The following is a 24,930-nucleotide window of genomic DNA, read 5'->3' as shown; positions in this document are numbered from 1 at the left end:
GGTTGGAGTGGAGTTGCGAGGAGGGGGAAAGGTCTGAGCAAAAGCGTCAGTCGCGAGCGGCGTCAGCGTTCGCGCCGTGGCCATCCCAGCGCCGGAACAGCGCGCTGGCATTCACGCCGCCAAAGCCGAAGCCATTGCAGATCGCGTACTCCATCTCCATTGGCCGGGGCTCGTTTGCGACGAAGTCGATGCCGTCGCCGGCCGGATCGGCCTGGCCCAGGTTGAGGGTAGGCGGGGCGACCTGATCCCTGAGCGCCAGGATCGCGAAGATGGCACCAAGCCCGCCGGCCGCTCCGAGCAGGTGTCCGGTCGCCGATTTCGTTGCACTGACAGCTATCGCGAAATTGCGCCCGAACACGCTCTTGATCGCTTCGATCTCACCCAGGTCGCCTACTGACGTGGAGGTCGCATGCGCATTGAGATGACGGACCTCGCGTGGCGAAATCCCTGCCTGGTCAATCGCGATCTGCATGGCCCGGCGCGCGCCGTCGCCGTCCTCGGGACCGGAGGTGACGTGGTGGGCATCTGCGGTCGTGCCGTAGCCGACGAGCTCAGCCAGCGGCTTTGCGCCGCGCGCCAGTGCGTGGCTCAATTCCTCTATGACCAGCACGCCGGCTCCTTCGCCCATGACGAAGCCGTCCCGCGATATGTCGAAAGGGCGCGAGGCTTGAGCGGGTGCCTCATTGAAGCCGGTGGAAAGGGAGCGTGCGGCAGCAAACCCGCCGAGACTGACGGTGTTCATGCATGCTTCCGTTCCGCCGCAAACGGCGATGTCGGCTTCGTTTGCGCGGATAAGGCGGGCCGCGTCGCCGATCGCCTGGATGCCCGCCGCGCACGCCGTCACCGGTGCGCCGAGTGGACCTTTGAAACCATGACGGATCGAGATGTGGCCCGCCGCGAGGTTCACCAGGAAGGATGGCACCGTGAAGGGAGACAAGCGGCGGGCGCCACGCAGGTCGACCGTGCGCACCGCCTCGGTGATGGCGGGGAACCCGCCCACCCCTGAAGCGATGATCGTGGCCGTGCGCAGGCGATCCGTTTCCAGGGCAGGCTTCCATTGCGCCTGCGCAAGCGCCTCTTCCGCCGCGGCCAGCGCAAAGAGAATGAACCGATCTACCTTGCGTTGATCCTTCGCGGACAGGACGACATCGGGAGCGAAACCAGCCTCCGGATCTTCTTCCAAGGAGGGGACCACGCCGCCAATCTTCGCTGGCAGCTCTCCCACCACATCGTCCGGAAGCCTACGAATGCCCGAACGACCGGCAAGCAGGCGTGACCAGGACGCTTCGACATTGGCGGCCAGGGGCGTGACCGCTCCCATGCCTGTGACGACAATCCGTCGCATCTGCTCTCCTATCATTTTGGTGTGCCGGCAGCGCTGCCCCGCACCGTTCAGATGGCGACCGTTTCGCGAACCTGATCGGCCGCTGCATCCAGAAAAGCCTGCGCGAGGTTGGGGTCGTTGACGACCCGCGAGAGCATGACCGCGCCGACCATCGTCGAGAGAACGGCCATCGCCTTCTCGCTGTCGTCCTCGCCAACCCAACTGCCGAGCATCTCGAGGTATTCCTTGATCCCGGCTTCGAATGACGCCTTCACCTCGGCGCCCTGCCTGGCCGCATCCGAGCCGAGCGCAACGACCGGGCAGCCGTCCATCTTTTCCCCGCGGTGGTCCATACTGAGGTAGAATGAGATAACCCCGTCGAGCGGTTTCCCAGGATTTGCCGCGGTCGCGGCCGACCATTTGTGGGCGGCGCTTTCCATCGCCCGCCTGGATGCCTGCGCCGCCAAATCGTCCTTTGACTCGAATTGCTTGTAAAAGGCGCCTTGGGTCAGCCCGGCCCCCTTCATCAGATCCTTGAGGCCGATGCCGTCAAAGCCACGCTCTCGAAAAAGGCGGCTTGCCACATTGATCACGGTCTCGCGGTTTTCCGCAGCCTGAGTGCGACTTACGCGCATCGTCATCTCCTTTTTAGATTGCGTTCGTAATCTATACCCTATATAGAGGGCGAACACAATCTAAAAAGGACAAATGAAATGATCCGCAAAATCCTGAGCGCCTCGCTCCTGGCCGCGCTGTTTATTGCAACCCCGGCTCTTGCCGAAGAAGCCACCATCGGACGCCCGATCGAAGGCGGCAGCCTGCACGAGGGACACCTCGACATGGTGGCCTACTACGTCCCGGTCGACGGCGACCTTCTGGAGGTCACCGCCACCTTCGCGCCGAAGGCGGGGGGTGATCCGCAGCGGGTCGTCATGGGTCTCGCCAACAGCGACTCCGTAGCGTTTTCCATACCTGGCCATCCGGGCTCGCTTTATGCGTTCTCAAGGTCAGGCAAGGAGGTGACGGTCTCGACCGAGGCTGACACATCCCTGCGAGCCGACGCGACAATGCCCTGACCTGACGCGCGGACCGCGGCCTGCGTGACGCTGGCCGGGGCTCTCGCATCCGATCACGCCATCCCAATGAGTTTGGAGGAGAGGTCACATGCTTTATAGCTATTTTGTCAAGAAATCGATCCGGCAGAGCTTCGATGACGTCAACAATCGTCGCTGGGATGCAGCGGTGAAGGCCATCGCGCCGCATGTCCATCACCGGGTTGGTGGCGCCCACGCGCTTGGTGGGGAGCGCCATGACAAGGAAGCCCTGCGCCGGTGGTTTGAGCGCCTCGGCCGTGTTCTGCCCACTCTCCATCTCACGGTCAACCACATCTGGGTGAAGGGCTGGCCGTGGCATACCACCGTGTTTGCCCAGTGGGACGGCACCGCAACCCTGCTCAACGGCGACCCGTCATACGTCAACCGTGGTCTCCACGTGTTCACGCTGCGGTGGGGCAGGGTCCACGCGCTCGAGGAATTTTACGATTCACAGGCAGCGGCGCGCGGTCTCGCCGCCCAAGCGGCGGCAGGCCTCGAAGAAGCTGTCGCCGAACAGATTGTAAGCTAGCAGAGGCGCAGTCAGCTGAGGTAGGCGAGTTCGCTCCTATTCTATGGCACTGACTTTGCCTCCGGATTGAACGCAGCGGCTCCGCTATCCTGGACAAGTTTCGCCAAACGATCCGCAGCGTGGGTTCCACTCTTTCCAAGGTCGCGAACGCTGCTCATGTGATCGGCACCGGCGATGACGGTTCGGGAGACATGCAGACCCTGCTTTCTCAGATGCTCGGCGAATGCCTTGGCCTGGCTAAGAAATGGCGGCGTTTCCTCGCCCCCGATGGCGATCTCAACCTTCACTGACGGATCGAAGTTGTGTGTCAGTGGCGAGAACCAGCGGGCTTCTTCATCTGCGATCGCGATCTCGGCGGCAAGGAACGAGGTTTGCAGAGGTTTCAATTCGTACAAACCACCAAGGAGCAGCGCGCCTCTGATGCCCGATGATCGGCTCTGATCATTGAACAGCGTGGCTGCGAGCTGGGCACCAGCGGAGTGCCCGCTGACGGTCAATCGGCCGGGGTCGCCCCCATGGTCCGCGATGTGGTCGAGTATCCACTGCTTGGCATGACGGACCTGGTCGATGATCGTGGCCATCCTCACGGCAGGCATCAGGGCATAGTCGACAATGACCGCGATCGCTCCGGCGCGCGTCACCGTGTCGGCGACGTAGGAATAGTCGCTTTTCGAGAACATTCTCCAGTAGCCGCCGTGGATGAACATATGAACCGGCAGGCGGTCGCGATCGCCTTCCGGAAAGAATACGTCGACGGTTTCGGTGGGTTCGGAACCGTAGCCAACGTTTGCCAGCATGGGGGTTTTCGCCCTGGTTTCCGCGCTGCGGCGGATGATCTCGGCGACGATCTCATCGAAATTGGCCACGTGATCGCGAATGCGGAACGGATCTTTTTGCATGGACGTCTGCTCAGATGGTCACGGCGATGTACTTCGCTTCCAGGAACTCGGCAACGCCGTGCCTCTGACCACCCTCGCGGCCCAGCCCGCTCTGCTTGACTCCGCCGAATGGCGCCGCCGGATCCGACATCAGGCCGCGGTTCAGGGCGATCATGCCCGACTCGATCTTCGATGCCACTCGCATTCCCCTGGCGAGGTCACGCGTAAAGATGTAGGCGGCGAGACCGTATTCGGTGTCATTGGCCTTGGCGATGGCTTCCGCCTCATCGTCGAAGCGCGTGATGGGAGCCACCGGACCGAAGATTTCCTCGTGGGCCATGATAGCGTCGGCCGGCACGTCGCGAAGCACCGTCGGCGGATAAAAGTAACCCTTGCCTTCGGCGATTGCCCCGCCGCACTGGATTTTGGCGCCCCGGCCGACCGCGTCCTTGACGAGCCGGTCGATCTTGTCCACGGCCTTCCTGGTGATCATCGGACCGCACTCGGTCCGCGGATCGGTTCCGGTGCCAACATTGAGGGCAGCCATGCGGTTGCTCAACCCTTCCGTAAAGGCATCATGGATGCCGGTCTGGACGTAGAGCCGATTGGCGGCCGTGCAGGCTTCGCCGGCGTTGCGCATCTTGGCGACCATCGCACCGTCGAGCGCGGCTTCCAGGTCGGCGTCGTCGAAGACGATGAACGGTGCGTTGCCGCCAAGTTCCATGGAACAGGAGATGACGTGTTTCGCGGCCTCGGCCAGGAGCAGGCGGCCGATACCGGTTGAGCCGGTGAATGACAGTTTTCGCACGCGTGGATCGGCCAGCATGGCCGCCGTCACAGGCCCTGGCTTTGAAGTCGTCAGGACGTTGACGACGCCGGGCGGCACGCCGGCTTCCTCGTAAAGCGCTGCGAGCGCATAGGCCGTCAGCGGCGTCTCGCTCGCGGGCTTCAAGATCACGGTGCAACCGGCCGCGAGCGCCGGCGCGATCTTGCGCGTTGCCATGGCGGCCGGGAAATTCCATGGCGTGATGAGCACGCAAATGCCGATGGGCTGGTAGTCGACAATGATCCGGTTGGCGCCGGACGGCGCCAGGCCGAACTCGCCGCTGATACGGACGGCTTCCTCGGCATTCCAGCGGAAGAATTCGGCGGCATACGCGATCTCGCCGCGCGCATCGCGCAGCGCCTTGCCGTTCTCCAGCGAGATCAGGGAGGCCAGGGCCTCTGCTCGCTCACTCATCAGTTCGAAGCAACGCCTGAGAATCTCCGAGCGCTTGCGTGGTGGCGTCTCTCGCCAGCCCACAGCTGCCTTCGCGGCGGCATCGACCGCTGCAGCCGCGTCTGCGAGCGTGGCGTCAGGAACCGCCGCGATGACGGCTTCGGTCGAGGGGTCGATCACTTCAATCACGCGGCCGTCGGACGAGGGTCGCCAGTGTCCGTCGATAAAAAGACCATGCGAGAACGTCGCGTAATCGGACATATCTGCATCCTCGTCGAATTGCCCTGAAGAGATGTTCATTGGATTGCCTCTAGTGGTTACGTCGCGGCGGCGTCCATGTCGCCGTCGTAAGCCGCTTTGACCAGTCGCCGCATGGCGACAATGTCGAAACTGCGCGGGTTGTTCTTGATCAGCCGGTCGATGCCGAGCGCCTGTTCGGCGGTCCAGTCGACCTTGTCCGCGGGAAGGCCGAGCTCGGCCAGGGTTTTTGGAATGCCGATCGCGCCGAACAACCGGGCGACCTCGTCGATAGTTGCTGCAGCTGCCTGCTCAGGCGTATTGCCCGTCCGCGGCAGGCCGAGAGCGGCGCCCGTCTCCGCGATCTCCTCGGTGGCGGCAGAAAGATTATACCGCATCACATAGGGAAGCATGGTGGCGACCCCCAGACCATGCGCGGTGTGGGTGAGCGCGCCGACCGGGTATTGAACGGCATGGGCGGCCGCGGTTCCTGCCGAGCCGAAAGCGCAACCGGCCGCCAGAGCCCCCATCATGACATCGGCCCGCGCATCTTCATCCGACCCGTCCCGACAGGCTTTCTCGAGACTGCGTCCCAGGAGCTTCATGGCCAACAGCGCGAAATGGTCGGTCAGCCCATTCTTGCCGACGAAAACATGCTTCTGCGGCAAGGTCGGGTCCGTGCCGCGCCTGGCCGCCGTGAAAGCCTCGATCGCGTGGGTGAGGGCGTCCGCGCCGGCGATGGCCGTCAATCCCGGCGGGCAGGTCAAGGTCAGATCCGGATCGCATAGAGCGACAGCGGCGATGAGGTGAGGGCTGGAGATCCCGACCTTCAGCGTGCGCTCCGGGTCGGAGATGACGGCCACTGGCGTAACCTCGGAGCCGGTGCCGGCTGTGGTCGGCACCGCAATGAGGGGAAGGGTAGGGCCAGGCACTTTGAACTCGCCATAGTAGTCCTGAAGCCTGCCTCCGTGGCTGATCAGGAGCGCCGCGCATTTGGCCATGTCCAGGCAACTGCCGCCGCCGATGCCGATCACCATATCGGGCCTGAAGCCGCTCGCCTCGGCAACGCAGACCGCAACGCTGTCGCGCGGCACATCAGGCAAAGTCCTGTCGTGAACAAGGACTTCGATCGAGGCTTCCTTCAGCGAGGCGATCATCTCGGCAAACACGGACGTGCCGGCAAAGCGCTCGTCGGTGCAGATGAAGGCGCGTCGGCCATGTTTGGCGGCGACGTCAGGCAGAACTTGGCGCTGTCCTTTGCCGAACAGGATCTCGCGCGGCAATCGGATTGCGGCGAACAATGTCATGGTTGGTCCATTCTCACAAAATATCCTCTATAAAATCGTATAGGATATAGGATTGAATTGGCCGGAGCATCATGTTAGTGGTTGCACCTGTCAAGAGGCAAAGATGCAGAACACCGACGTTACATCAGACAAGGACACGCTGCCGACGGGCCGGATTTCCCGCGCCAATGGCCTGGCCGGAGATGTCTATGAAGCAATCTTCCAGCAGCTTATGTCGCTTAAAATTGCGCCGGGATCGCGCATCACCGTCGACAACCTCGTGAAGGACTTCAACGTCTCGCACACGCCGATCCGCGAGGCGCTTGGACGCCTGGAGGGTGAAGGTCTGGTGGTGAAGACCCACTTGATCGGCTATCGCGCGGCGCCGCAGATAACCCGGCGCAGGTTCGACGAACTCTATGAATTGCGCCTGTTGCTCGAGCCGGCTGCCGCGGCCAAGGCTACGGCAGCGCTGGACGAGACAGGCCTCGCGGTCCTGCAGGAGGCGGCAGGGGTGATGGCCCGGCGAGAGGGCAGGGACGAACGCCTGCGCTATTCGAACTTCGCGCGCCAGGATGCGATCTTCCATGACAGGATCATGCAGTTCGCCCACAACGACCTCATCCGCGAGACGCTGAACCACCAGCACACGCACTTCCACATTTTCCGCCTGATGTATCATTCACGCGTCACCGAAGAGGCGCTTGACGAGCATGAGGCGATCCTTTCGGCTTTCGCGGCAGGCGATCCGGACGCAGCCGAAAAGGCGATGCGGGTGCATATCGAGAATTCGCGGGACAGGCTCCTGCCTGCGTTCGAGTAGCGGTCGCGAGGTCGCTTGTCCGGGGCACCCTCAAGCTCGGTGCGCCGCTGATTACCCAGGCCAACACCAAGGAAATGTTCCCCGCCTCCCCGTTCTGAGCCGATTCGATCCCTAGGAGGCGAGGCGCGAAGTGCACCTCGCCCTGAAACAAGCCGAGAGGAAAAGCCATGCCAGGCAAAAAAATACTTATGCTGACCGGTGAATTCACCGAGGAATACGAAATCTTCGTCTACCAGCAGGCGATGGAGGCGGTCGGTCACACGGTTCATGTCGTGTGCCCCGACAAAAGCGCCGGAGATCTGATCAAGACCTCGCTGCACGATTTCGAGGGCGATCAGACCTACACCGAAAAGCCCGGCCACAACGCGCTGATCAACAAGACGTTCTCCGACGCCGAGAAGCAACTGAGCCAATACGACGCTGTCTACTGCGCCGGCGGTCGTGGCCCCGAATACATCCGCACCGACAAGCGCGTGCAGGCGATGGTGCGTCATTTCCACGAGGCCAAAAAGCCGATCTTCACCATCTGCCATGGCGTCCAGATTCTGATTGCGGTCGACGGCGTCGTCCGCGGCAAGAAGGTGGCGGCGCTCGCGGCTTGCGAGCCGGAGGTGACGCTTGCCGGTGGCACCTACATCGATCTGTCCCCCACCGACGCCTATGTGGATGGGACGATGGTTTCGGCCAAAGGTTGGACGGCGCTTGCTGCGTTCATTCGCGAATGCCTCAAGGTGCTGGGAACGGAAATCCGCCACGCATAGCCCTTCGAACCGACGCATCCCAAACGGATGCGTCGGTTCCGTCATTGTCGAATGGACTAGTCGTCGCCAATTCGGCTTCGGACGGCCGCCGTCACCGGGGCAGCCTGCGAAGAACCGAGCGATCTCAGATGCCGCGCGACCGGAGATCATCGGGAGACAACGGCTCGCCGCGCCTCGAGACACCCACCATGACGAGGGATCGCTCCGACGACGTTGCGATGGTCGGGTACTCGATACGTAACAGTTACAGAATTGCCACTGGCCCTGTGATCAGAAATGATCTTGAGCGTAGTCGGCCAAGAAAGAAATGACAGCGGCGATCTGGGAGCAAGGCACCGATCCTGTTTTCATTTGTAGCTTCTTCTTGTCGAGAACGGACAACTGGCATTGCCAAAGGCGGATTGGTCTTCGGGTGAATGCATTGCGACAGGCAGGAGGGCCGGGGCGTTGACGGTGTGGCGGTCGTTTCGAAGATCAATTTTGGCGGCAGCCATAACCATGCTGAGCGTCGGCGCTCATGCCGCCGACCTTGTCATAGCTATGCCCAACTGGTCGTCGGGTCAGGCGACCGCCAACATTTTGAAAGTCAGCCTGAAGAAGGAGTTCGGGCTGGATGCGGATGTCGTCCCGATGGGCACCCTGATCGCCTTCGCGGGCCTCAACACCGGTGAGGTCGACATCCATCCCGAGGTCTGGCTCCCCAACCTGGACAACCTCGTCAAGAAATACGCAACCGATGCAGGCACTGTCGCGATCAGCCCGATTGGAGTGCCCGCATGGCAGGGCATTTGCGCAACGCGCGTAGCTGCCGACAAATACGGCATCAAGGACATCTCGGACCTCAGCGACCCGAAGAAGACCGCATCGCTCGATACCGATGGCGACGGCAAGGGCGAGATGTGGATCGGCGCGGAGACATGGTCGTCGACCACCATCGAGCGCATTCGCGCCAACAGCTATGGCTATGCCAAGACGATGACGCTGCTGGAAATGCCAGAGGATGTCGGCATGGCTGCGGTGGATGCCGCCGAAGCCACGGATCGCCCTATGGTCTTCGGCTGCTACGCGCCGCATGTGGTTTTCAAGCTGCACGATATCGTTCGCCTGAGCGAACCGCCCTTCGATGCCGCCAAATGGAAGATCGTCCTGCCTTCGGAGGATCCGTCATCATGGCTGTCGAAGTCGAGTGCGGCGGTGGCGTGGGATACGGCGCATTACCACATCGGCTACGCGACTGCCTTGCGCAAGAAACATCCCGAACTGGCTCGTTTCCTGGATCGTATCGATTTCAAACCCGAGGAGGCGATCGACATGAGCTACGCGCTCCAGGTTGAAAGACGGGATCCTTACGAATTTGCCGAACAATGGGTGGCCAAGAACGAGGATCGCGTCAACGGATGGGCAAAGCCATGACCGCGAACCCGAAGGGAATAAATGCCGCAAGGCGTCCAACGAGCCTTGCGTCCAAGCGGTTCCCGCGGATTGCGCTGCTGATGGCTGCGGGCTTGGCGGTCTCGGCGTCGATCGCCTTTGCCGGGGGAACCCAGGTCTACAACCCGCAGACGCGGCAGTGGACCGATTACGATCGCACCAAGGCCTACAAATACTATAAGCTTCACAAGGATGTGCCTGAGGCTTTTCGCCCGCAAATGGTCAAATTCCGGACCGCGGAAGTGCCGGGCACGGTCATCATCGATGGCAATCAGCATTTTCTCTATCTTGTGCAGCCTGGCCAGCAGGCCATGCGTTACGGCATCGGTGTCGGCCGGGAAGGATTTGGATGGGCCGGCATAGTGCGCGTCGGACGCATGGCGGAATGGCCGACCTGGACGCCTCCGGCTGAAATGGTCGCTCGCGACCCCAAGGCAGTGAAATATGCGGCAGGCATGCCGGGTGGACCCGACAATCCGCTCGGTGCCAGGGCACTCTATCTGTACGAGGGCGACCAGGACACGATTTACCGGATACACGGTACGCCCGAGCCATGGACGATTGGGCTCGACGTATCATCGGGATGTATCCGGATGAGGAACGACGACGTCACCGACTTCGCATCGCGCGTCAATGTTGGTGCCAAGGTTATCGTGCTCATGCAGGGGGCGGCCCTCTACAAGGGCGTTTAAGGCAGCGTTTGGGGAGGCACGACAATGTCAGCAAAACGAGCAATCGCATTGATGCTGGGCGCAAGCCTTGGACCAGCCGCCTTGGTCGCTTGCGTCAGCGCGCCGCCTGCGCCGGAACAGATGTCCAGGACCAAAGTCGAGACCGCTCCAGCGGATCTTCAGCTGCTTTGCTCCAATGCGGTCGCCAAGGCGAACGGCATCGATACCACCAAGATCCTTCCGGTCTCCTCCAGCAAGCTCGATTCGAACACCTATCAGGTCGAACTCGATGCCGGCGGTAAAAAAACGAGCTGCCTCATCGATGCCGAAGGCAATGTCAAATCCATTCAGCCAGTCTGATCTCACGGCTGTACGTTTGGGTCGCTAATGAGGATATCGTTGATCGGCGCCGGCTGGGCAGGCGTGGCATTCGGCTGCAATGCCTTGACCGGTACGGTCACCGCGGTCGTGACCACATTGTTGGCTGTCTTGACCGTTCCAGGAGGACAGCCCCCACGCTCTCGCCGAGGCTTACATCCGACGCCGTCAACGTCTGGCCCATGACAGGCGCTGGCCAAGGCCCGCCGCCCAAGGCGGCAAGCTCTCGCATCCTGATCCAGGCATTTGCCGGGCGCAACATTCAGAGTTCGCACTTGTAGTAGAGGACCGACATTTCGGGAAACTGAGGGTCGAAGCGCTCGAAATGCGTCTTGTCGATGACCCGGAAGGATACCGAAAAACTGCTGAACAGGACGGCATCCGAACAGCTCAGGCGAACGGAGAAATGGTCGCCCCGTTGCAAGATATTCTAGGCTTTGCATGTGGCATTGGGTCCGAGGATCTTGCTTCCGGAAACGATGATTCCGGTTGCTAGCGAGGAACTCCGGTCCTTGTATTCAAACCTATTGCCGGCCTTCTTGAACGTATCGGCGCATCCTGTCCCGTTCATCGTCCACGCGCCTTGCAAGGCTTCCATGGAAGCGGCGGCGGCGTGACCTACCCCTCCGGTCAGCAAGGCGGCCAAGGCGACTGCGCTCAGAAAAGGTCTCTCGATCATGATCTCACCAACCCCGACATTTCAGGTCCTTTCAGATAGAATTCTCGAGGTTGAGGGGTTCTGGTGCCCCCGCCGCGAGACGCGTCGATGCGCCGGGATTGCTAGCGCCGGAACCGCTGCATTCCGCCGCCATGGAAGCCACCGCCGCCATGAAAGCCGCCGCCACGGAAACCGCCCCTATTGAATTCCGGGTGAAACTCGGTGCGGCGGGCAAGCGACCGTTGGTTGCCGGTCAACCTGCTTGCCCGATCGAAGCCCAGGCCTTCAGGCGCGGCCGGGCGGACATGTCGCTGCGCCCGCGGTGCATTGCCTTCGGCCCTGGGCCGGTTCTTGACGGCGTCGGTCGCTTTCGGATGATTGGCGGCAATCTGCTGTGCGGATTTCCCGCCGATATCGGTGTCCGGCGCGCGGACGGGCTGCCAACCGCCATCGGCATGCTTCTGCCACTGGCCGTTCTCCTTGCGGTAGACGTTGCCGTCTCGGCCGGCATAGACGTCGCCGCGCCTGCCTTCGGCCACGAAGCCATGATTGCCGTTGGCAGTGCGCCAGCGGGCTCCTTCCCCGCCGGCGGCCGTCGTTCCTCCGCTGATGCGCGCCCACTCCGAACCGTGCTTCACGCCCGCGGTTCCCCAGGAGCCGTATACGTTGGCGCCGCCACGGGCGAACGCCGCTGTGTCGGTGCGCGGATTGTAGGCCGCGATGAAGCCTCGTTCACCGGCCGGGCCGGCGATCGCCGCACCGCGCGCATAGGTGCCCGTTCGCGGGTTGTAGCTGGCGCCGCCGATGATGCCGCGATAGGGGCCGTAGGCGTAGCCGTAGCGGCCGAACGTCCCGCGCGCAGGGTTGTAGAACGCGCCCACGCCATAGGTGACCGGGCGCGCGTAATACGGCCAATAGCCGCCGTGCCAGCCATAGTCCCAGTAGGCCGGATAATACCAGCCCGTGCCGTAGACTACCGCGTCCCAGGCTAGATAGGCGCCGAGATAGCCGAGCGTATAGCCAAACCAAACGGCATCATTTTCAGTCCGGTAGACCCGCACATATGTGGCGTTGTAGACGGGCGAGGAGGGTGGGATCTTGTAGATCTCGTCCGGCACTGCCTTGGCGACACTGAACGGTCCTGTGGGACTATCGCCAACGAACCAGACGCCATCCTTGAGCACGAAATATTTCCCGCCCACCTGGATGACGGTCTCGTTGGTGTTGACGGCATAGGTCGCCGACGTGCCGTCGATCGGCTCGAATTTCGGCTCGCCGCTATAGGCGACATCGACGGTCACGGAGCCATCCGTCGAAACCCTAGCCATCTGCGGGATGTTCGCCTTCAGCCGCGCTTCCGCGTTCTCGGATGTGCCGGGCACGGACGCGCGCACCGACGCATAGGGCGCGTCGCTTGGAATTTCCTGGAAATCCTCCGGCAGGCTCGGCGTGGCAAAGGTCCACGCGCCGTCGAGCGCCGTCGCAGAGAACCATCTTCCCGACAACAGGACGTACCAGGCGCCAGTCTGTTTAAGAAAGAAGACGTCGTTGTCACTGTTGGAAGCCCACTGAAGTCCTGTGCCCGGAACATCCTCGAGCGTCGGCTCGCCGTCGAATTGGATCAGCTCGGCCGGCTCTGCCGAGTAGATCACCTTCGGTGCCTTGCCCTCGGCAAAGGGCGCGGGCGGGATTGCCGCACGGGCTTCCTTCCAGCTCTCTTCGTCGGGGAGCTTCGAGAGCAGGTCGGGCAGGCTCGGTGCCGGCTGCCAGTCACCGGAAAGGCTGTTGGCGGTAAGCCAGGATTTCTCGTCGCGCAGATAATAGGCGCCGCCGGCGTCGACCTTGAAGAGATCCCAATTCGTGTTCACGACAAAGGACAGTCCGCCCACGCCCTTCAGTGGCGCGTCGACTTCCTTGCCGTTGGTCTGCAGGAGAACCGCCGGAACCTTGCTGACGAAGATCGGCGGCGGATCGGATTTCAAGTCCTTCACGTCGTCCATCCTCTGGTAGCTGGCCAGGCTGGCGGTCAGCTTCTCCTCCGCCAGCGTCACCGTGCCGGTGGGAAGCAGCTTGCCGACCTCGAGCGCCAGGTCGGCGAGCGCCTTGCGGTCGAGAGCCGAGAAATCGAGTTCGGTCGCCTTGATGTCGCTGACGACGACTTCGCCCGCGTCCTGATCGGCTATCGTCGTTCCGGCAAGCCCGATCACGCCGAAGATGGGTTTGGCGTCCTTGGATGTCTTGTATTCAGCAGCAACCAGCGCCTTCAGGTCTGTAAAATTATCCCAGCTCGTCACTTGGGGCTGGTAAAGGACGATCTCGGCGCCCTGGTCCGTGGTGTAGGAGCGCGGCCAACCGGGGCGGCCGGAATCCGCTTCGTTGACATATTTGCCGCTGACGAAGCCTGTCTTGCCATTGTAGGTAGCCGCGCACCAGCCACCCGAGCCGTCGCATTCGGCAAGGTCGATCTGGGCTCCTTCCGGTATCGCCCCGATGCTGCTGTAGCCGGTGCCCGGTCCGGAGCGGAAACTGATCTTTGCCGTGGTGATGGCGGGGCCGGCGGCGACGGGCGATAACACCACGCCTTGCAGGATGAGCGCTAGAAGGAAGTTACGCATCCGCCGTTCCTCTGGTTAGGCAATCGCGCACGACTCAAAAGGTGCGCTGCCATGGTCGATTTGAGCGGAGTTTTCGTAGAAGAGCTTCGCTCCGCTTCAAGTTTCAGGAAGGAAAGATCTCCTTCCAATCCCGCTTCATGTCGGCGACGGTCCAGCCTTTCTTCGTTGCCTCATCCAACGCCTTGTCCAGCTTGCCGACCGGCGAAGCGCGGTCGTAGGCATATTCGCGTTCGGCGTCGGTGTGGTGCACCAGCCCCATGAAGCGCGGCCCTGTTCCCGACGCTGTCCATTCCAGCATCTGCTGGTCGCCGTCCGAATTGCCGAAAGCGAAAATCGGCTTTCGGCCGATGAACCGGTTGATCCCCACCGGTTTGCCGGGACCATCGTCGACGAACTCGACCTTGGCCTCCTTGACCAGCACGGGCGTTCCGTCAGGCTGAAGCTTGTATTGCGTGATGCCGGACGAACCGACGACCTGTTCCGGCGGGATGCCGTACACCTGTTCCATCCACGGCCGCATGAATTCGATCCCGCCGCCGGAGACAACAAATGTCTTGAACCCGTTCTGTCGCAGATGCGACAGAAGCTCCAACATGGGCTTGAAAACCAGATCGGTGTAAGGCCGGTTGAATCGGGGATGCCGTGCGGTCCGGGTCCAGTCGATGACGGTTTGGGCGAATTCGTCCGTCGTCATACCGGCATGGGTAATCTCCATGATCTCGATCAATCCCGGCTCGCCGGAAGCCATCAAGGCTTTCATATCGCCGGAAATGACGGCGCTGAAAGGCTGTTCGGTTTTCCATTCCGGATGTGTCGGCGCAAGCGCCTTCACCCTGTCGAGGGCAAACGCCAGCTGGAAATAAAATGGCTGTTCGGTCCACAGCGTGCCGTCATTGTCGAAAGTGGCGATGCGTTCCGAGACCGGGACGAAGTCCGGCCCTCCGGGAGCCGTCGTGCGCCTGATAAAGTCGAGGATCGCGGCTTTCGCGGCACCCTCGTTCCACGATGGCAGCGGGTCCGCCTGCGCTCGCGCCGTCGCATGGCCGGCCACCGTCAAGCCGGCTGCCAGCATGCCGGCGACCACGGTGCGTCTGTCGACTATCGCGGGACCGATCTTCGTGGTCATTGGATGATGACTTCCACATAGACCCCGCTACTCCTGGCGTAGTAGACGCCGCCGCAATTGTAGTAATAGGCTCCGTAGTAAGGGCCATAGACGCAGCCTGCGGGCAGGACGGCAAGCCTGCGGGCTGTCCGTCGAACGGTGCGGCGGGCGGTCCTACGGGCAACGCCGGCATAGGAAAGGGGAGTGAGCGGGTGCCCGATCCTTGCTTCGGCTGGCGTGCCAAAGCTGATGGCGGCCGACATCGGCTGATCCGTTTCGATCCGCAAATCGCCGAACAGAAACACCGCGGCCAGGCCGAGCGCCAAGTATGTGGATCGCCTTTTCATTGCACATCCTCCTCTTTCGGCGCAGGCAGTTCGTCGATCATCTCCAACTGGCTGAGATCGACCTTCTTGGCGCTGCCCGCATCGTGGAAATCGAAGCTCGTGGCCGGGACTTCGCTGCCGCTCTTGAAATCGCGGATTTCGAGCGTGTATTGCGGCGCCTGGGAGGTGTTCTTGCTGGTGATGACATAGCGCCTCGGGATTGGCTTCGGGCCGTCTTCGATCCATATCTGCCAGTCCACATCCGGTGTCCGGAACGCCAGATACTCGCAGGGGACACCGTCGACATTGGCGCTGGAAATGTGCTTGGCTTCGGTAACGCCGCCCAACAGGGCATCGGCAATGTCAGAGGACAGCAGATCGGCTCCGGGAGGCTCCACGCCAGCGTCGGCGAGCCGGTCGGCGAGGTCCTCAAGCGTGCCCTTGGCCTCCACCTGCGCGTAAGCATCGAGATTCTTGCCGAACACCGTCAGCATTTTTCCGTCGTAGACCATCTCGACGTCGGCGAAGCCGCCGGTGCGCGTGGCCCTGATCTTGTCGGGCCGGCTGACATTGACGGTGCCGGAACTGACGAATTGCAGTTTCTCGAAACTGGAGGAGACGGCCTCGATTGACGATTGGTAGGAGAACGAGAAATTCTGCTGCGCGCCCATATAGTCGGACATCGCCTTGAGCAGATCGCGTGCATCATCCGCGAATGCGTCGCCGAGCGGCACGAAGAGAAAGGTCGCGGCGAGGAGCCCGCCGCGCATGCCCGCTAGCCGTTTGGGATACTGCCGATGTGACATGGTGTTCCTCCGAAGCACATGGTTGGGACGTGGTCACACAAGCATCCGGGTGCCGCGTCCCCTTGGCTGTTCTTGGCCGGCTCAGCAGACGCACTTCAGCGCCGGACCGGCATCTTCGAAGAGTAGAAATTGCTGGCGACCGCACAAGGTTGACGGGCCGCACATACCGCTACGAAACGGTAACAGCCGCATCTGCCCACAGACCGAACCGATGCGGTTTCGATTTGGGGCATGAACCGTTGGCCGGGTGTCGAATGTTTGGAATGTCTGGCGGGCTGCAGAAAATTCCCCGCCCACGCAGGATCCGGAAGAGCGACCCAGCCGGGCGCGAGCCGCCTAAGCAATTCCTATTGTAACAGTAAAGTGCTGGCGCTTGTCCGCAGGCTTAGGTGATTGTTGCAAATCATGCCTCATCGCGCCAGCGTCTAGATGTGCGGCTGGAATGGTTTCGCTTGCTAACGCGGCTCGAAGTCCAATGGCCACAACTGCGGAAAACGACCATGACCGTCGGGGCTTGATTAAGCTCATGCTGAAAATGCCGGCGTTGCGCGGCAGGCTGCAAATACTGAGCGCGACAAATCCTGATCTGCTCAGTCTGTGCGGTGCCTTTGAGGATGCCAGCGCGATGCTGGAGCGTCTGAGAGCGGAAAAAGGAAACGGGAACCGCGCTGCCATAGCCGAATACGAAGAGCTTTGCGTCGAATTGGAAAACGATATCATCCGCATGTGCCAATAAATACGGATTGTCCGCCGTAGAACCTTTGCGCCTAGACGAGGCTGAGAATGGCTCGACCCGGCTATTGTTACTGTTACGTACTTCGCATCCCCACATTCTGGCCTAATTCTGTCAACGCTCCGAAAGTTCGGCGTGCAGAGAAGGGTCGCGAGTGGGGATGTCCGAGAAGCGCGTTAACCTGGCGGCGGCAGAGCCGGTCATTCTTTGGGTGCCGGCAATAGCCCGCTCTCGCCGATGATCAGAAGCTTCATGAACCAGTGTCGTCGGCCGGTTTCCGCCGATCCCAGCAGGCGGTGCGCAAAAGGCAAACCAGAGGGAAGAGCGTCAGTGTCCGGCTCAGCTTGTCGTGCCCTTGCGATGGCTTTTGCAATTGCACTATCCATGGGAACGGCCGAGGCCCAGGAGGCGAAGGAGGCCAAGGATACGTCGGGGACGAACCCTGCGGTGCTGACGAGGACCTTGGCGATCTCCAACGAGTATCGATTCCTACCGGATGACGAATACTACGACATCACCAACCTTCGTTACACAGAGCCGTTCCTCGACGGAAAGGCTTCGGTTCGGCTGACCGTGCCGCTTGATGGAACCAACCTGACAGGCGACGACGAATTCGGCATCGGCGACGTCGCGGCGAAGTTCAGCTGGATCCCTTATCTGAGCAGACGGCAGGCGTTCATCCTCAGCACCGAGATTTACGCGCCTACCGCCTCCGAGGATGTGCTCGGCACCGGCAAATGGGTCGCTGCACCGGGACTGACCTGGGCTTACTTCGCGAGCCCGGAGATCATCATCGCCCCCGCCTACATTCATAATTTTTCGTTTGCCGGCGACAGCGATCGGGCAGAGGTCAATCGCGGCGATTTCGATTTCTACGTCGTCTACAAGCCGCACGCCAAACGCTGGTGGCTCACGTCGGACGTGACCGCAAGTTACGACTTCGAAGCCAAGACAGCACCCATGTCCTGGGAGGTTGCCCTGGGGTTCAATCTTGGCAAGCTGGCAAACGGCGGGGCCATCAACGGGTATATCAGGCCAGGTATCGGCATCGGCAACGACCGGCCCTACGACTTCAATATGGAGGTTGGTGTTTCGCTGGTCAATTTCTAGCGACCAATGAGACCGGTGCAGAAAGGGAGACAATGACCGAAGCAAGATCACCTGCCTGGCTATTAACCGCGACAGCTGTTCTTCTGGCATTCGCTCCCGTCAGGGAGGCAAATGCCACAGAGGCTGTTGCTGGCCGCTATATCCCCGGCGCCTTTGCCGGCCCTGGGGCGGGCATTGTTCCGCCCACGCCAGGCGCTGCCTATTGGGCAATGTCCAACATCTACTACCATGGCGAAGCCAGTGGTCAGGTGCCATTCGGCAAAGGTTCGGTCGCGGCGGGCCTTACCGGTGATACCTATGCCGCGATCCTGGCTGGGGTCTACGTGCCCGAGTTGCACCTGCCGGGAAACTGGACTTACGCCGTCCAGCTTGCTGTGCCGTTGGGTCGGACGGGCGCCACCGCCGAGGTCGGTCCGTTCGGGACGGATCAGCACGTCACCGGGCTTGGGGACATCGCTTTCGCACCCCTCGTGTTTGGCTGGCATAACGATGCCATGAATACCTGGCTGTCGGCATCCCTGACGATCACCGCGCCTACCGGCGAATGGAAGGAGGGGGATGTTGCCTTCATCGGCATGAACTACTGGACATTCACGCCGGCGATCGGTTTCACCTATCTCATCCCACAACACGGGCTGGACCTCTCCGCCAAATTTGGCGTGGACATCAACACCAGGAACCAGGACACCGATTACTACAGCGGTGCGATGGCCCACCTCGATCTGTCAGTCACAAAGGCCGTGACGGAGAACCTGTCGGTGGGCGCAATAGCGGGCTTCCTGGACCAGATCGAAGATGATCGGGGCGCGTTCGCCGACACCCACGACGGCTTCAGGGGCAGTTCGATCGCGGTCGGGCCGCTGGTCAAATACAAGGCCAAGTTCGGAGAAAAAACCGAGGTCGATTTAACCTTGAGGTGGGCTCACGAGGTCGAGGTCGAAAACCGCATGAAGGGCGACGCTGTGTTCTTCGACGTTTCCGGGAAGTTTTGAACGGCGGGACAAACCAAGTGCCAATGCGCAAGCGGGTAGGTAAAATCGCCGCGGCTCTGTGCCTGCTCACGCTGACGGCGTGCGGCGGGGGACCGGAAGGCGTTCTGGCGCCGGTAGCCGCGAATATGACGTCCGCGTCGGCGTCGGATGTGACGATGTTGGTGGCGACCAGCCGCAAACCTTCTGGCGACCCGGCAACGCTGTTCACGGGCGAGCGCAGTCCAACACTTTCCTTGACCGACCTGACCATTTCAATTCCGCCGAACCGCGCATCCGGCACGGTCGAGTGGCCGAAAAAGCTGCCACCGAATCCCCAAAAGGAATTCGCGGTCGTCGCCGCGAAGAACCTTTCGATCCCGCAGGCGGGCGACTGGCTGCACGCTCACAATTCAAACGGTCATGTGCTCGTCTTCGTGCACGGCTTCAACAACCGTTACGAGGATTCTGTTTTTCGGTTCGCGCAATTTGTCCATGACTCGGGCGCGAAGGTCACGCCCATTCTGTTCACCTGGCCATCGCGCGCGAGCGTGCTCGATTACAATTACGACAAGGAAAGCACCAACTTCTCCCGCACGGCATTCGAGCGAACATTGAAGGCTCTGGCCAATGATCGCACCGTCACGGACATCACCGTGATGGCCCATTCGATGGGAACTTGGCTCGCCATGGAAGGGCTGAGGCAAATGGCTCTGCAGGATGGTCGGGTCTCTTCGAAGATCAGGAACGTAATTCTTGCATCTCCCGACCTCGATGTGGATGTCTTCGGGCGACAGTGGACCGAGCTCGGGCCACAGAAGCCGAAATTCACGATCATGATCTCGCGGGACGACCGCGCGCTTGCGATCTCGCGTCTGATTTCGGGCGATGTCGACCGGGTAGGCCAGATTGATCCGTCAAGCGAGCCGTACAAGTCGAAGCTGCAGGCGGCGGGAATAACGGTCATCGACCTGACCAATGTAAAGACGGACGATCGCTTGAATCATAGCAAGTTCGCCGAGAGCCCGGAAATCGTGGCGCTGCTCGGATCTCAACTGGCCTCCGGTCAAATCCTGACGGACTCGAGAGTAGGTCTTGGCGACGGACTGGGTATGGTGATTGCCGGCACGGTGGGGACGGTCGGCAAGGTCGCGGCGACGACGGTCAGTGCTCCTATTGCGATCATGGAGAGAAAGGGGAAAACCCCCGCCCCCGATCAGCTCGGGACAATTCTAAGGCACGATCCGGCGGCGGAGTGATTCCGATCGGCGTCCGTGAATGGAAGCCACCAGTTCCGGCCGCTCCCGCACGTATCGTTACGGTAACGTACTTCGAAATCCTGCGGCTGCGTCCAAGAGTGCTGGTCGACTTCGACATCGCCTCCGTTCGCAGGACCCGGCAATGAGCGTTGAACCCGTCACCGGCAAATCCGGCTCCGCCAGCATCTCGGTTGAGCTGTCGTCGAGGCGAACGGGTATGTCATTCCAGCGCACCCGCATGAGCGCCGACCGCACGCTGATGTCGGTAATTCGCACGGCGCTTTCGCTGATCAGTTTTGGTTTCACCATCTACCAGGTGTTCCAGAAGCTCAGGGACGCCGGCACGCTCAGCCATGCCGCGGCGCCCCGCAATTTCGGTGTGACGCTGGTGCTGCTTGGCATCGTCATGCTGGTCGTCGGCATCATCTATCACGTGCAATTCATGATCGGCCTGCGCCGGGAACGCGATGACATGCGCGATGCCGGCCTGATCCATGCCCAGAGCGGATATCCCGTCTCTTTCACGCTGATAACGGCGGTGATCCTGCTCGTGGTCGGCCTCGTCGCCATCGCCAGCATGGTGTTCGGCATTGGCCCGTTCACCGATGCGACCGCCGGCTGAACGACTTCGGACTGAATCAAACCGGCCCGCTCGATGTGGCCGGGCAGGATCAACAATAGGAGGCAGGAAAGATGGCGAAATCACCAAAGACCGGCAAGCCGAACATCCTCGTCATATGGGGCGACGATATCGGCATCGCCAATCTGAGTTGCTATACGCACGGACTGATGGGCTACAAGACACCCAACATCGACCGCCTCGCCAAGGAAGGCCTGATGTTTACAGACGCCTATGGCGAGCAGTCGTGCACGGCCGGCCGTTCTTCCTTCATTACCGGGCAGAGCTGCTATCGCACCGGCCTTTCCAAGGTCGGCATACCAGGTTCGGATGTCGGCCTGCAGCCCGAGGACGCGACCATTGCCGAAGTCCTGAAGCCGCTCGGCTATGCGACGGGCCAGTTTGGCAAGAACCATCTGGGCGACCGCAACAAGTACCTGCCGACAATGCATGGCTTCGACGAGTTCTTCGGCAATCTCTACCACCTCAACGCGGAGGAAGACCCCGAAGATCCGGATTATCCGAAGGATCCGAAATTCAAGGAAATGTTTGGCCCGCGCGGCGTGATGCATTGCTTTGCGACGGACAAGGACGATCCCACCGAGCAACCGCGTTGGGGCCGTGTCGGCAAGCAGAAGATCGAGGATACCGGCCCGCTGACGCGCAAGCGCATGGAAACCATCGACGACGAGATCGTTGCCGCGGCGAAGAAATTCATCAAGCGCCAGGACGATGCCGGCACGCCATTCTTCGTCTGGCTCAACACCACACACATGCATTGCCGCACCCACACCAAGCCGGAAAGCATTGGCCAGGCGGGCGAGAACCAGTCGCCCTATCACGACACGATGATCGATCACGACAAGAACGTTGGCGAGATGCTCGACTATCTCGACGAACTCGGCATCACCGACGACACCTTCGTCCTCTACTCGACCGACAATGGCCCGCACATGAACTCATGGCCGGATGCCGGCATGACGATGTTCCGCAGCGAGAAGGACACCAACTGGGAGGGCGCCTTCCGCGTGCCGCTCATCGTGCGTTGGCCCGGCAAGGTTCCGGCCGGCGAGGTCACCAACGACATCGTGCAGCATCATGACTGGCTGCCGACCTTCTGTGCGATCGCCGGCGATGCCGACATTCCGAACAAACTGCTCAAGGGCCACAAGGCCGGCGACAAGACCTTCAAGGTCCACATCGACGGCTACAACCTGGTCGACTTCCTAACGAAGAAGGGCGTGAAAAGCCCGCGCCAGGGTCTCGTCTATTTCGACGACGACGGCAGCCTCGTCGCGCTGCGCTTCAAGAACTGGAAGATCGTGTTCATGGAACAGCGCACCGAGGGCACGCTGCGGCTGTGGATGGATCCGCTCGTGGTGTTGCGCTGCCCCAAGATCTTCAATCTCAGAACCGACCCCTACGAGCGCGCGGACATCACCTCGAACACCTATTACGACTGGTACCTGTCCAAGGCCTACATGATCATGGCGGCGCAGGCGGTGGTGCAGCCGTTCCTGAACACCTTCAAGGACTATCCGCCCAGGCAGAAGGCGGCGAGCTTCACGCTCGACCAGGCGCTGGCGAAAATGGCGGACAGTTTCAACAGCGGACATTGAACCATTTTCGCGGCCGCGGGTAGAAGCCTGCCGCCGCAAGCAGCTTGTGTTCAATCGAAACCAACTAATGGTGGCCATCGTGAAGAGAATCTCATTTACTCTGGTTGGGCTTGCCGCAGCAGCCGTTGCAATGGTGTTGCCTGCACAAGCCGCCGATCAATCGATCACTCCCGCCGAAGCTCGCGCCATCGCCAAGGAGGCCACCATCTACGGCTTCCCGCTCGTCGACAGCTATCGCGTTCAATATTCCTATTTCGTCGACAAGAACGACCCGGAATACAAGGCGCCATGGAACACGCTCGTCAACACCGCACGGGTCTACACACCGGACGACAAGGCGATTCAAACCCCCAATTCAGACACGCCCTATTCCTCGGTCGGAGCGGATCTTCGTGCCGAGCCACTCGTCTTCACGGTGCCGGCCGTGGAGAAGAAGCGCTACTACTCGCTCCAGTTCATCGACATGTACACCTTCGACTTCGCCTATGTCGGCAGCCGCGCCACCGGCAGTGAAGCCGCAAACTATCTGCTCGCCGGCCCGGGCTGGAAGGGCGAGACGCCCGCCGGCGTGAAAAAGGTGATCCGCTCGGAGACTGAGCTTGCCTTCGTGCTCTATCGGACCCAGCTCTTCAATCCGGGCGACATCGAAGACGTCAAGAGGGTTCAGGCCGGCTACAAGGTGCAGCCGCTGTCTGCTTTCCTCGGGCAGTCCGCGCCCGCCGCGCCGCCGCCTATCGATTTTATCAAACCGCTCGGCGCCGAAGCCGAAAAGACCTCGCCCGATTTCTTCGCCGAGCTGAACTTCATCCTTCAGTTCTGCCCGACGCATCCGTCCGAGACGGAAATGATGGCGCGTTTCGCCAAGCTCGGCATCGGAGCGGGCAAGCCCTTCGACGTGAAGGCGCTTTCCCCTGAAATGCGCAAGGCGGTGGAAGATGGCATGGCCGACGCATGGAAGACTTTTGCCGAATACAAGGCAACGCAACTCGACACGGGCAAAAAGACCAGCGCCGACGGGTTCGGCACGCGCGAATTCTTGAATGGCGACTATATGAGCCGCATGGCCTCGGCCGTGCTCGGCATCTATGGCAACTCCAAGGACGAAGCGCTCTATCCGGTTTACTTCACCGACACGGATCGCAAGCCGCTGGACGGTGCAAAGCATTATACCCTGCATTTCGCGGCCAACCAGTTGCCGCCGGTCAACGCATTCTGGTCGCTGACGCTCTACCAATTGCCAGCAAGCCTGCTCTATGCCAACCCGCTCGACCGGTACCTGATCAACTCGCCGATGCTGCCGAACCTCAAGAAAGACGCGGATGGCGGCATTACGCTTTATGTCCAGAATGACTCGCCAGGAGCCGACAAGGAAAGCAACTGGCTGCCGGCACCGAAAGGGCCGTTCTTCTCGGTCATGCGGCTGTACTGGCCTAAATCCGAAGCACTGAACGGAACATGGAAGGCTCCGCCGCTGGAGCTGATCGCGGCGACCGAGCATAAGCCCGCGAGTGGAAGCGTGCCCGTCACCGCCGACAATTTTGTCCGCGCGGAGTCGGACCTTTATTTCAGCAACATAGTCAAGGACGGCGGCTTCGGAAAATTCAATCATCGTCGTGAGCCTGCGGCAATCGACAACCAAACCGTCATACGTCTCAACCGCGACACGCTCTATTCCGCCGCAATCTTTGATCTGGATGCCGGGCCGGTAACGATAACTCTGCCTGACGCAGGGCAACGGTTCATGTCGCTGCTGGCCATCAACGAAGACCACTATATTCCAGCGGTATCTTATGGCGGCGCGAGCACCTTCACCAAAGACCAGGTCGGCACACGGTATCTGGCGATCGCCATCCGCACATTCGTCGACCCCGCCGATCCGAAAGACGTTGAGCAGGTCCACGCTCTGCAAGACGCCATCAAGATTGACAAGCCTGGAGGGCCGGGCAAGTTCGATGTGCTGGATTGGGATCAGGCCAGCCAGAAAAAAGTTCGCGATGCCCTCCTCGTTCTCGCGACGACGATGTCCGACTTCAACAGGGCGTTCGGCTCAAAGGATGAGGTGGACCCGGTCCGCCATCTGATAGCTAGCGCGGCTGCCTGGGGCGGCAATCCCGACAAGGACGCAACCTATCTCAACACGACGCCGGCCAAGAATGACGGCGACACCGTCTACAAGCTTACCGTCAAAGACGTGCCGGTCGACGGCTTCTGGTCCGTCAGCCTCTACAATCCCAACGGATACTTCGAGAAGAACGCCTATGACGCCTACTCGGTCAACAACACCACCGGAAAGAAAAGCGCGGACGGATCCATCGACATCCAGTTCGGCGGCTGCGACGGCAAGATCCCGAACTGCCTGCCGATCGTGAAGGGATGGAATTACACCGTTCGTCTCTACCGTCCGCGCGCCGAAATCCTGAACGGCAAATGGCACTTTCCCGAACCGCAGCCGGTGGAATGACCGCGGGCATGGTGAGGCGG

25 protein-coding genes and 1 pseudogene are annotated in these 24,930 nt (G+C 61.2%); 15 read left to right on the top strand and 11 right to left on the bottom strand.

Going from position 1 to position 24,930, the window contains the following annotated elements:
• Positions 1-46: 46 nt before the first annotated feature.
• Positions 47-1,345, bottom strand: a complete 1,299-nt coding sequence (fabF, locus tag ACSQ3L_RS26990; RefSeq protein WP_436162672.1) for a beta-ketoacyl-ACP synthase II — start codon at positions 1,343-1,345, stop codon at positions 47-49.
• A 47-nt stretch (positions 1,346-1,392) separates the two neighbouring features.
• Positions 1,393-1,959 (bottom strand): TetR/AcrR family transcriptional regulator, encoded by a 567-nt coding sequence (locus ACSQ3L_RS26985; RefSeq protein WP_436163538.1) that lies wholly within the window; start codon positions 1,957-1,959, stop codon positions 1,393-1,395.
• Positions 1,960-2,037: 78 nt separating this feature from the next.
• Between ACSQ3L_RS26985 and ACSQ3L_RS26980 the strand changes: the two genes are divergently transcribed.
• Together ACSQ3L_RS26980 and ACSQ3L_RS26975 are read left to right on the top strand one after the other, a co-directional pair.
• Positions 2,038-2,400, top strand: coding sequence for a hypothetical protein (locus ACSQ3L_RS26980; protein WP_436162671.1), 363 nt, complete (start codon positions 2,038-2,040; stop codon positions 2,398-2,400).
• Between the two features lie 88 nt (positions 2,401-2,488).
• Positions 2,489-2,947, top strand: a complete 459-nt coding sequence (locus tag ACSQ3L_RS26975; RefSeq protein WP_436162670.1) for a nuclear transport factor 2 family protein — start codon at positions 2,489-2,491, stop codon at positions 2,945-2,947.
• A 41-nt stretch (positions 2,948-2,988) separates the two neighbouring features.
• Here ACSQ3L_RS26975 and ACSQ3L_RS26970 read toward each other — a convergent pair whose 3' ends face one another.
• From ACSQ3L_RS26970 to ACSQ3L_RS26960, 3 genes are read right to left on the bottom strand one after another with little or no spacing between them, the layout of a single operon-like run.
• Entirely contained in the window at positions 2,989-3,846 is an 858-nt protein-coding gene (locus ACSQ3L_RS26970) for an alpha/beta hydrolase (RefSeq protein WP_436162669.1), read from the bottom strand.
• A 10-nt stretch (positions 3,847-3,856) separates the two neighbouring features.
• Positions 3,857-5,305, bottom strand: coding sequence for an NAD-dependent succinate-semialdehyde dehydrogenase (locus ACSQ3L_RS26965; protein ID WP_436162668.1), 1,449 nt, complete (start codon positions 5,303-5,305; stop codon positions 3,857-3,859).
• Between the two features lie 56 nt (positions 5,306-5,361).
• Complete coding sequence (locus ACSQ3L_RS26960; protein WP_436162667.1) at positions 5,362-6,588, bottom strand: iron-containing alcohol dehydrogenase; 1,227 nt, start codon at positions 6,586-6,588, stop codon at positions 5,362-5,364.
• A gap of 103 nt (positions 6,589-6,691) precedes the next feature.
• Here ACSQ3L_RS26960 and ACSQ3L_RS26955 point away from each other — a divergent pair, with 103 nt between their 5' ends.
• From ACSQ3L_RS26955 to ACSQ3L_RS26935, 5 genes are all read left to right on the top strand, one after another.
• The gene (locus ACSQ3L_RS26955) at positions 6,692-7,390 is read left to right on the top strand and encodes a GntR family transcriptional regulator (RefSeq protein WP_436162666.1); all 699 of its coding nucleotides are present in this window, start codon (positions 6,692-6,694) and stop codon (positions 7,388-7,390) included.
• 167 nt (positions 7,391-7,557) lie between these two features.
• Entirely contained in the window at positions 7,558-8,151 is a 594-nt protein-coding gene (locus ACSQ3L_RS26950; protein ID WP_056591072.1) for a DJ-1/PfpI family protein, read from the top strand.
• Positions 8,152-8,649: 498 nt separating this feature from the next.
• Positions 8,650-9,564, top strand: a complete 915-nt coding sequence (locus tag ACSQ3L_RS26945; protein WP_436163537.1) for an ABC transporter substrate-binding protein — start codon at positions 8,650-8,652, stop codon at positions 9,562-9,564.
• An 80-nt stretch (positions 9,565-9,644) separates the two neighbouring features.
• On the top strand, positions 9,645-10,274 hold the full coding sequence (locus ACSQ3L_RS26940) for a L,D-transpeptidase (protein WP_436162665.1): 630 nt from the start codon (positions 9,645-9,647) through the stop codon (positions 10,272-10,274).
• Between the two features lie 120 nt (positions 10,275-10,394).
• Complete coding sequence (locus tag ACSQ3L_RS26935; RefSeq protein WP_436162664.1) at positions 10,395-10,613, top strand: hypothetical protein; 219 nt, start codon at positions 10,395-10,397, stop codon at positions 10,611-10,613.
• Between the two features lie 280 nt (positions 10,614-10,893).
• Here ACSQ3L_RS26935 and ACSQ3L_RS26930 read toward each other — a convergent pair whose 3' ends face one another.
• From ACSQ3L_RS26930 to ACSQ3L_RS26905, 6 genes are all read right to left on the bottom strand, one after another.
• Positions 10,894-11,055 carry a hypothetical protein gene (locus tag ACSQ3L_RS26930; RefSeq protein WP_436162663.1) on the bottom strand — a complete coding sequence of 54 codons (162 nt, stop codon included), beginning with the start codon at positions 11,053-11,055 and terminating at the stop codon, positions 10,894-10,896.
• A 6-nt stretch (positions 11,056-11,061) separates the two neighbouring features.
• Positions 11,062-11,310 (bottom strand): hypothetical protein, encoded by a 249-nt coding sequence (locus ACSQ3L_RS26925; protein WP_436162662.1) that lies wholly within the window; start codon positions 11,308-11,310, stop codon positions 11,062-11,064.
• Positions 11,311-11,411: 101 nt separating this feature from the next.
• The gene (locus tag ACSQ3L_RS26920) at positions 11,412-13,904 is read right to left on the bottom strand and encodes an SH3 domain-containing protein (protein WP_436162661.1); all 2,493 of its coding nucleotides are present in this window, start codon (positions 13,902-13,904) and stop codon (positions 11,412-11,414) included.
• Between the two features lie 103 nt (positions 13,905-14,007).
• On the bottom strand, positions 14,008-15,030 hold the full coding sequence (locus tag ACSQ3L_RS26915; RefSeq protein ID WP_436162660.1) for an HAD family hydrolase: 1,023 nt from the start codon (positions 15,028-15,030) through the stop codon (positions 14,008-14,010).
• Positions 15,027-15,356: a hypothetical protein gene (locus ACSQ3L_RS26910; protein WP_436162659.1), complete on the bottom strand. Its 330-nt coding sequence runs from the start codon at positions 15,354-15,356 to the stop codon at positions 15,027-15,029. The genes ACSQ3L_RS26915 and ACSQ3L_RS26910 overlap by 4 nt, the downstream gene beginning before the upstream one ends.
• Positions 15,353-16,141: a DUF2092 domain-containing protein gene (locus tag ACSQ3L_RS26905; RefSeq protein ID WP_436162658.1), complete on the bottom strand. Its 789-nt coding sequence runs from the start codon at positions 16,139-16,141 to the stop codon at positions 15,353-15,355. Before ACSQ3L_RS26905 ends, ACSQ3L_RS26910 begins: the two co-directional genes overlap by 4 nt.
• A 475-nt stretch (positions 16,142-16,616) precedes the next feature.
• Between ACSQ3L_RS26905 and ACSQ3L_RS26900 the strand changes: the two genes are divergently transcribed.
• The 8 genes and pseudogenes from ACSQ3L_RS26900 (at position 16,617) to ACSQ3L_RS26865 (ending at position 24,910) form a co-directional block, all read left to right on the top strand.
• Positions 16,617-16,877 carry a hypothetical protein gene (locus tag ACSQ3L_RS26900; RefSeq protein WP_436162657.1) on the top strand — a complete coding sequence of 87 codons (261 nt, stop codon included), beginning with the start codon at positions 16,617-16,619 and terminating at the stop codon, positions 16,875-16,877.
• Between the two features lie 327 nt (positions 16,878-17,204).
• The gene (locus tag ACSQ3L_RS26895) at positions 17,205-17,984 is read left to right on the top strand and encodes a hypothetical protein (protein ID WP_436162656.1); all 780 of its coding nucleotides are present in this window, start codon (positions 17,205-17,207) and stop codon (positions 17,982-17,984) included.
• A gap of 32 nt (positions 17,985-18,016) precedes the next feature.
• Positions 18,017-18,976 (top strand): SphA family protein, encoded by a 960-nt coding sequence (locus ACSQ3L_RS26890; RefSeq protein WP_436162655.1) that lies wholly within the window; start codon positions 18,017-18,019, stop codon positions 18,974-18,976.
• Positions 18,977-18,999: 23 nt separating this feature from the next.
• A complete protein-coding gene (locus tag ACSQ3L_RS26885; protein ID WP_436162654.1) occupies positions 19,000-20,211 on the top strand; it encodes an alpha/beta hydrolase in 1,212 nt (403 codons plus the stop codon).
• Between the two features lie 142 nt (positions 20,212-20,353).
• A complete protein-coding gene (locus ACSQ3L_RS26880; RefSeq protein WP_436162653.1) occupies positions 20,354-20,833 on the top strand; it encodes a YidH family protein in 480 nt (159 codons plus the stop codon).
• 71 nt (positions 20,834-20,904) lie between these two features.
• The gene (locus ACSQ3L_RS26875) at positions 20,905-22,449 is read left to right on the top strand and encodes an arylsulfatase (RefSeq protein WP_436162652.1); all 1,545 of its coding nucleotides are present in this window, start codon (positions 20,905-20,907) and stop codon (positions 22,447-22,449) included.
• 67 nt (positions 22,450-22,516) lie between these two features.
• Positions 22,517-23,929: pseudogene (locus ACSQ3L_RS26870) on the top strand (DUF1254 domain-containing protein); the annotation flags it as partial.
• Positions 23,921-24,910, top strand: a complete 990-nt coding sequence (locus ACSQ3L_RS26865) for a DUF1254 domain-containing protein (protein WP_436163536.1) — start codon at positions 23,921-23,923, stop codon at positions 24,908-24,910. The pseudogene ACSQ3L_RS26870 and the gene ACSQ3L_RS26865, both read left to right, overlap by 9 nt.
• Positions 24,911-24,930 lie beyond the last annotated feature (20 nt).

Source organism: Mesorhizobium sp. LjRoot246, assembly GCF_964254115.1.
In the GTDB taxonomy this organism is placed as follows: domain Bacteria; phylum Pseudomonadota; class Alphaproteobacteria; order Rhizobiales; family Rhizobiaceae; genus Mesorhizobium.
The sequence above is the reverse complement of the archived record's forward strand: the minus strand, read 5'-3'. Positions and strand labels throughout refer to the sequence as shown.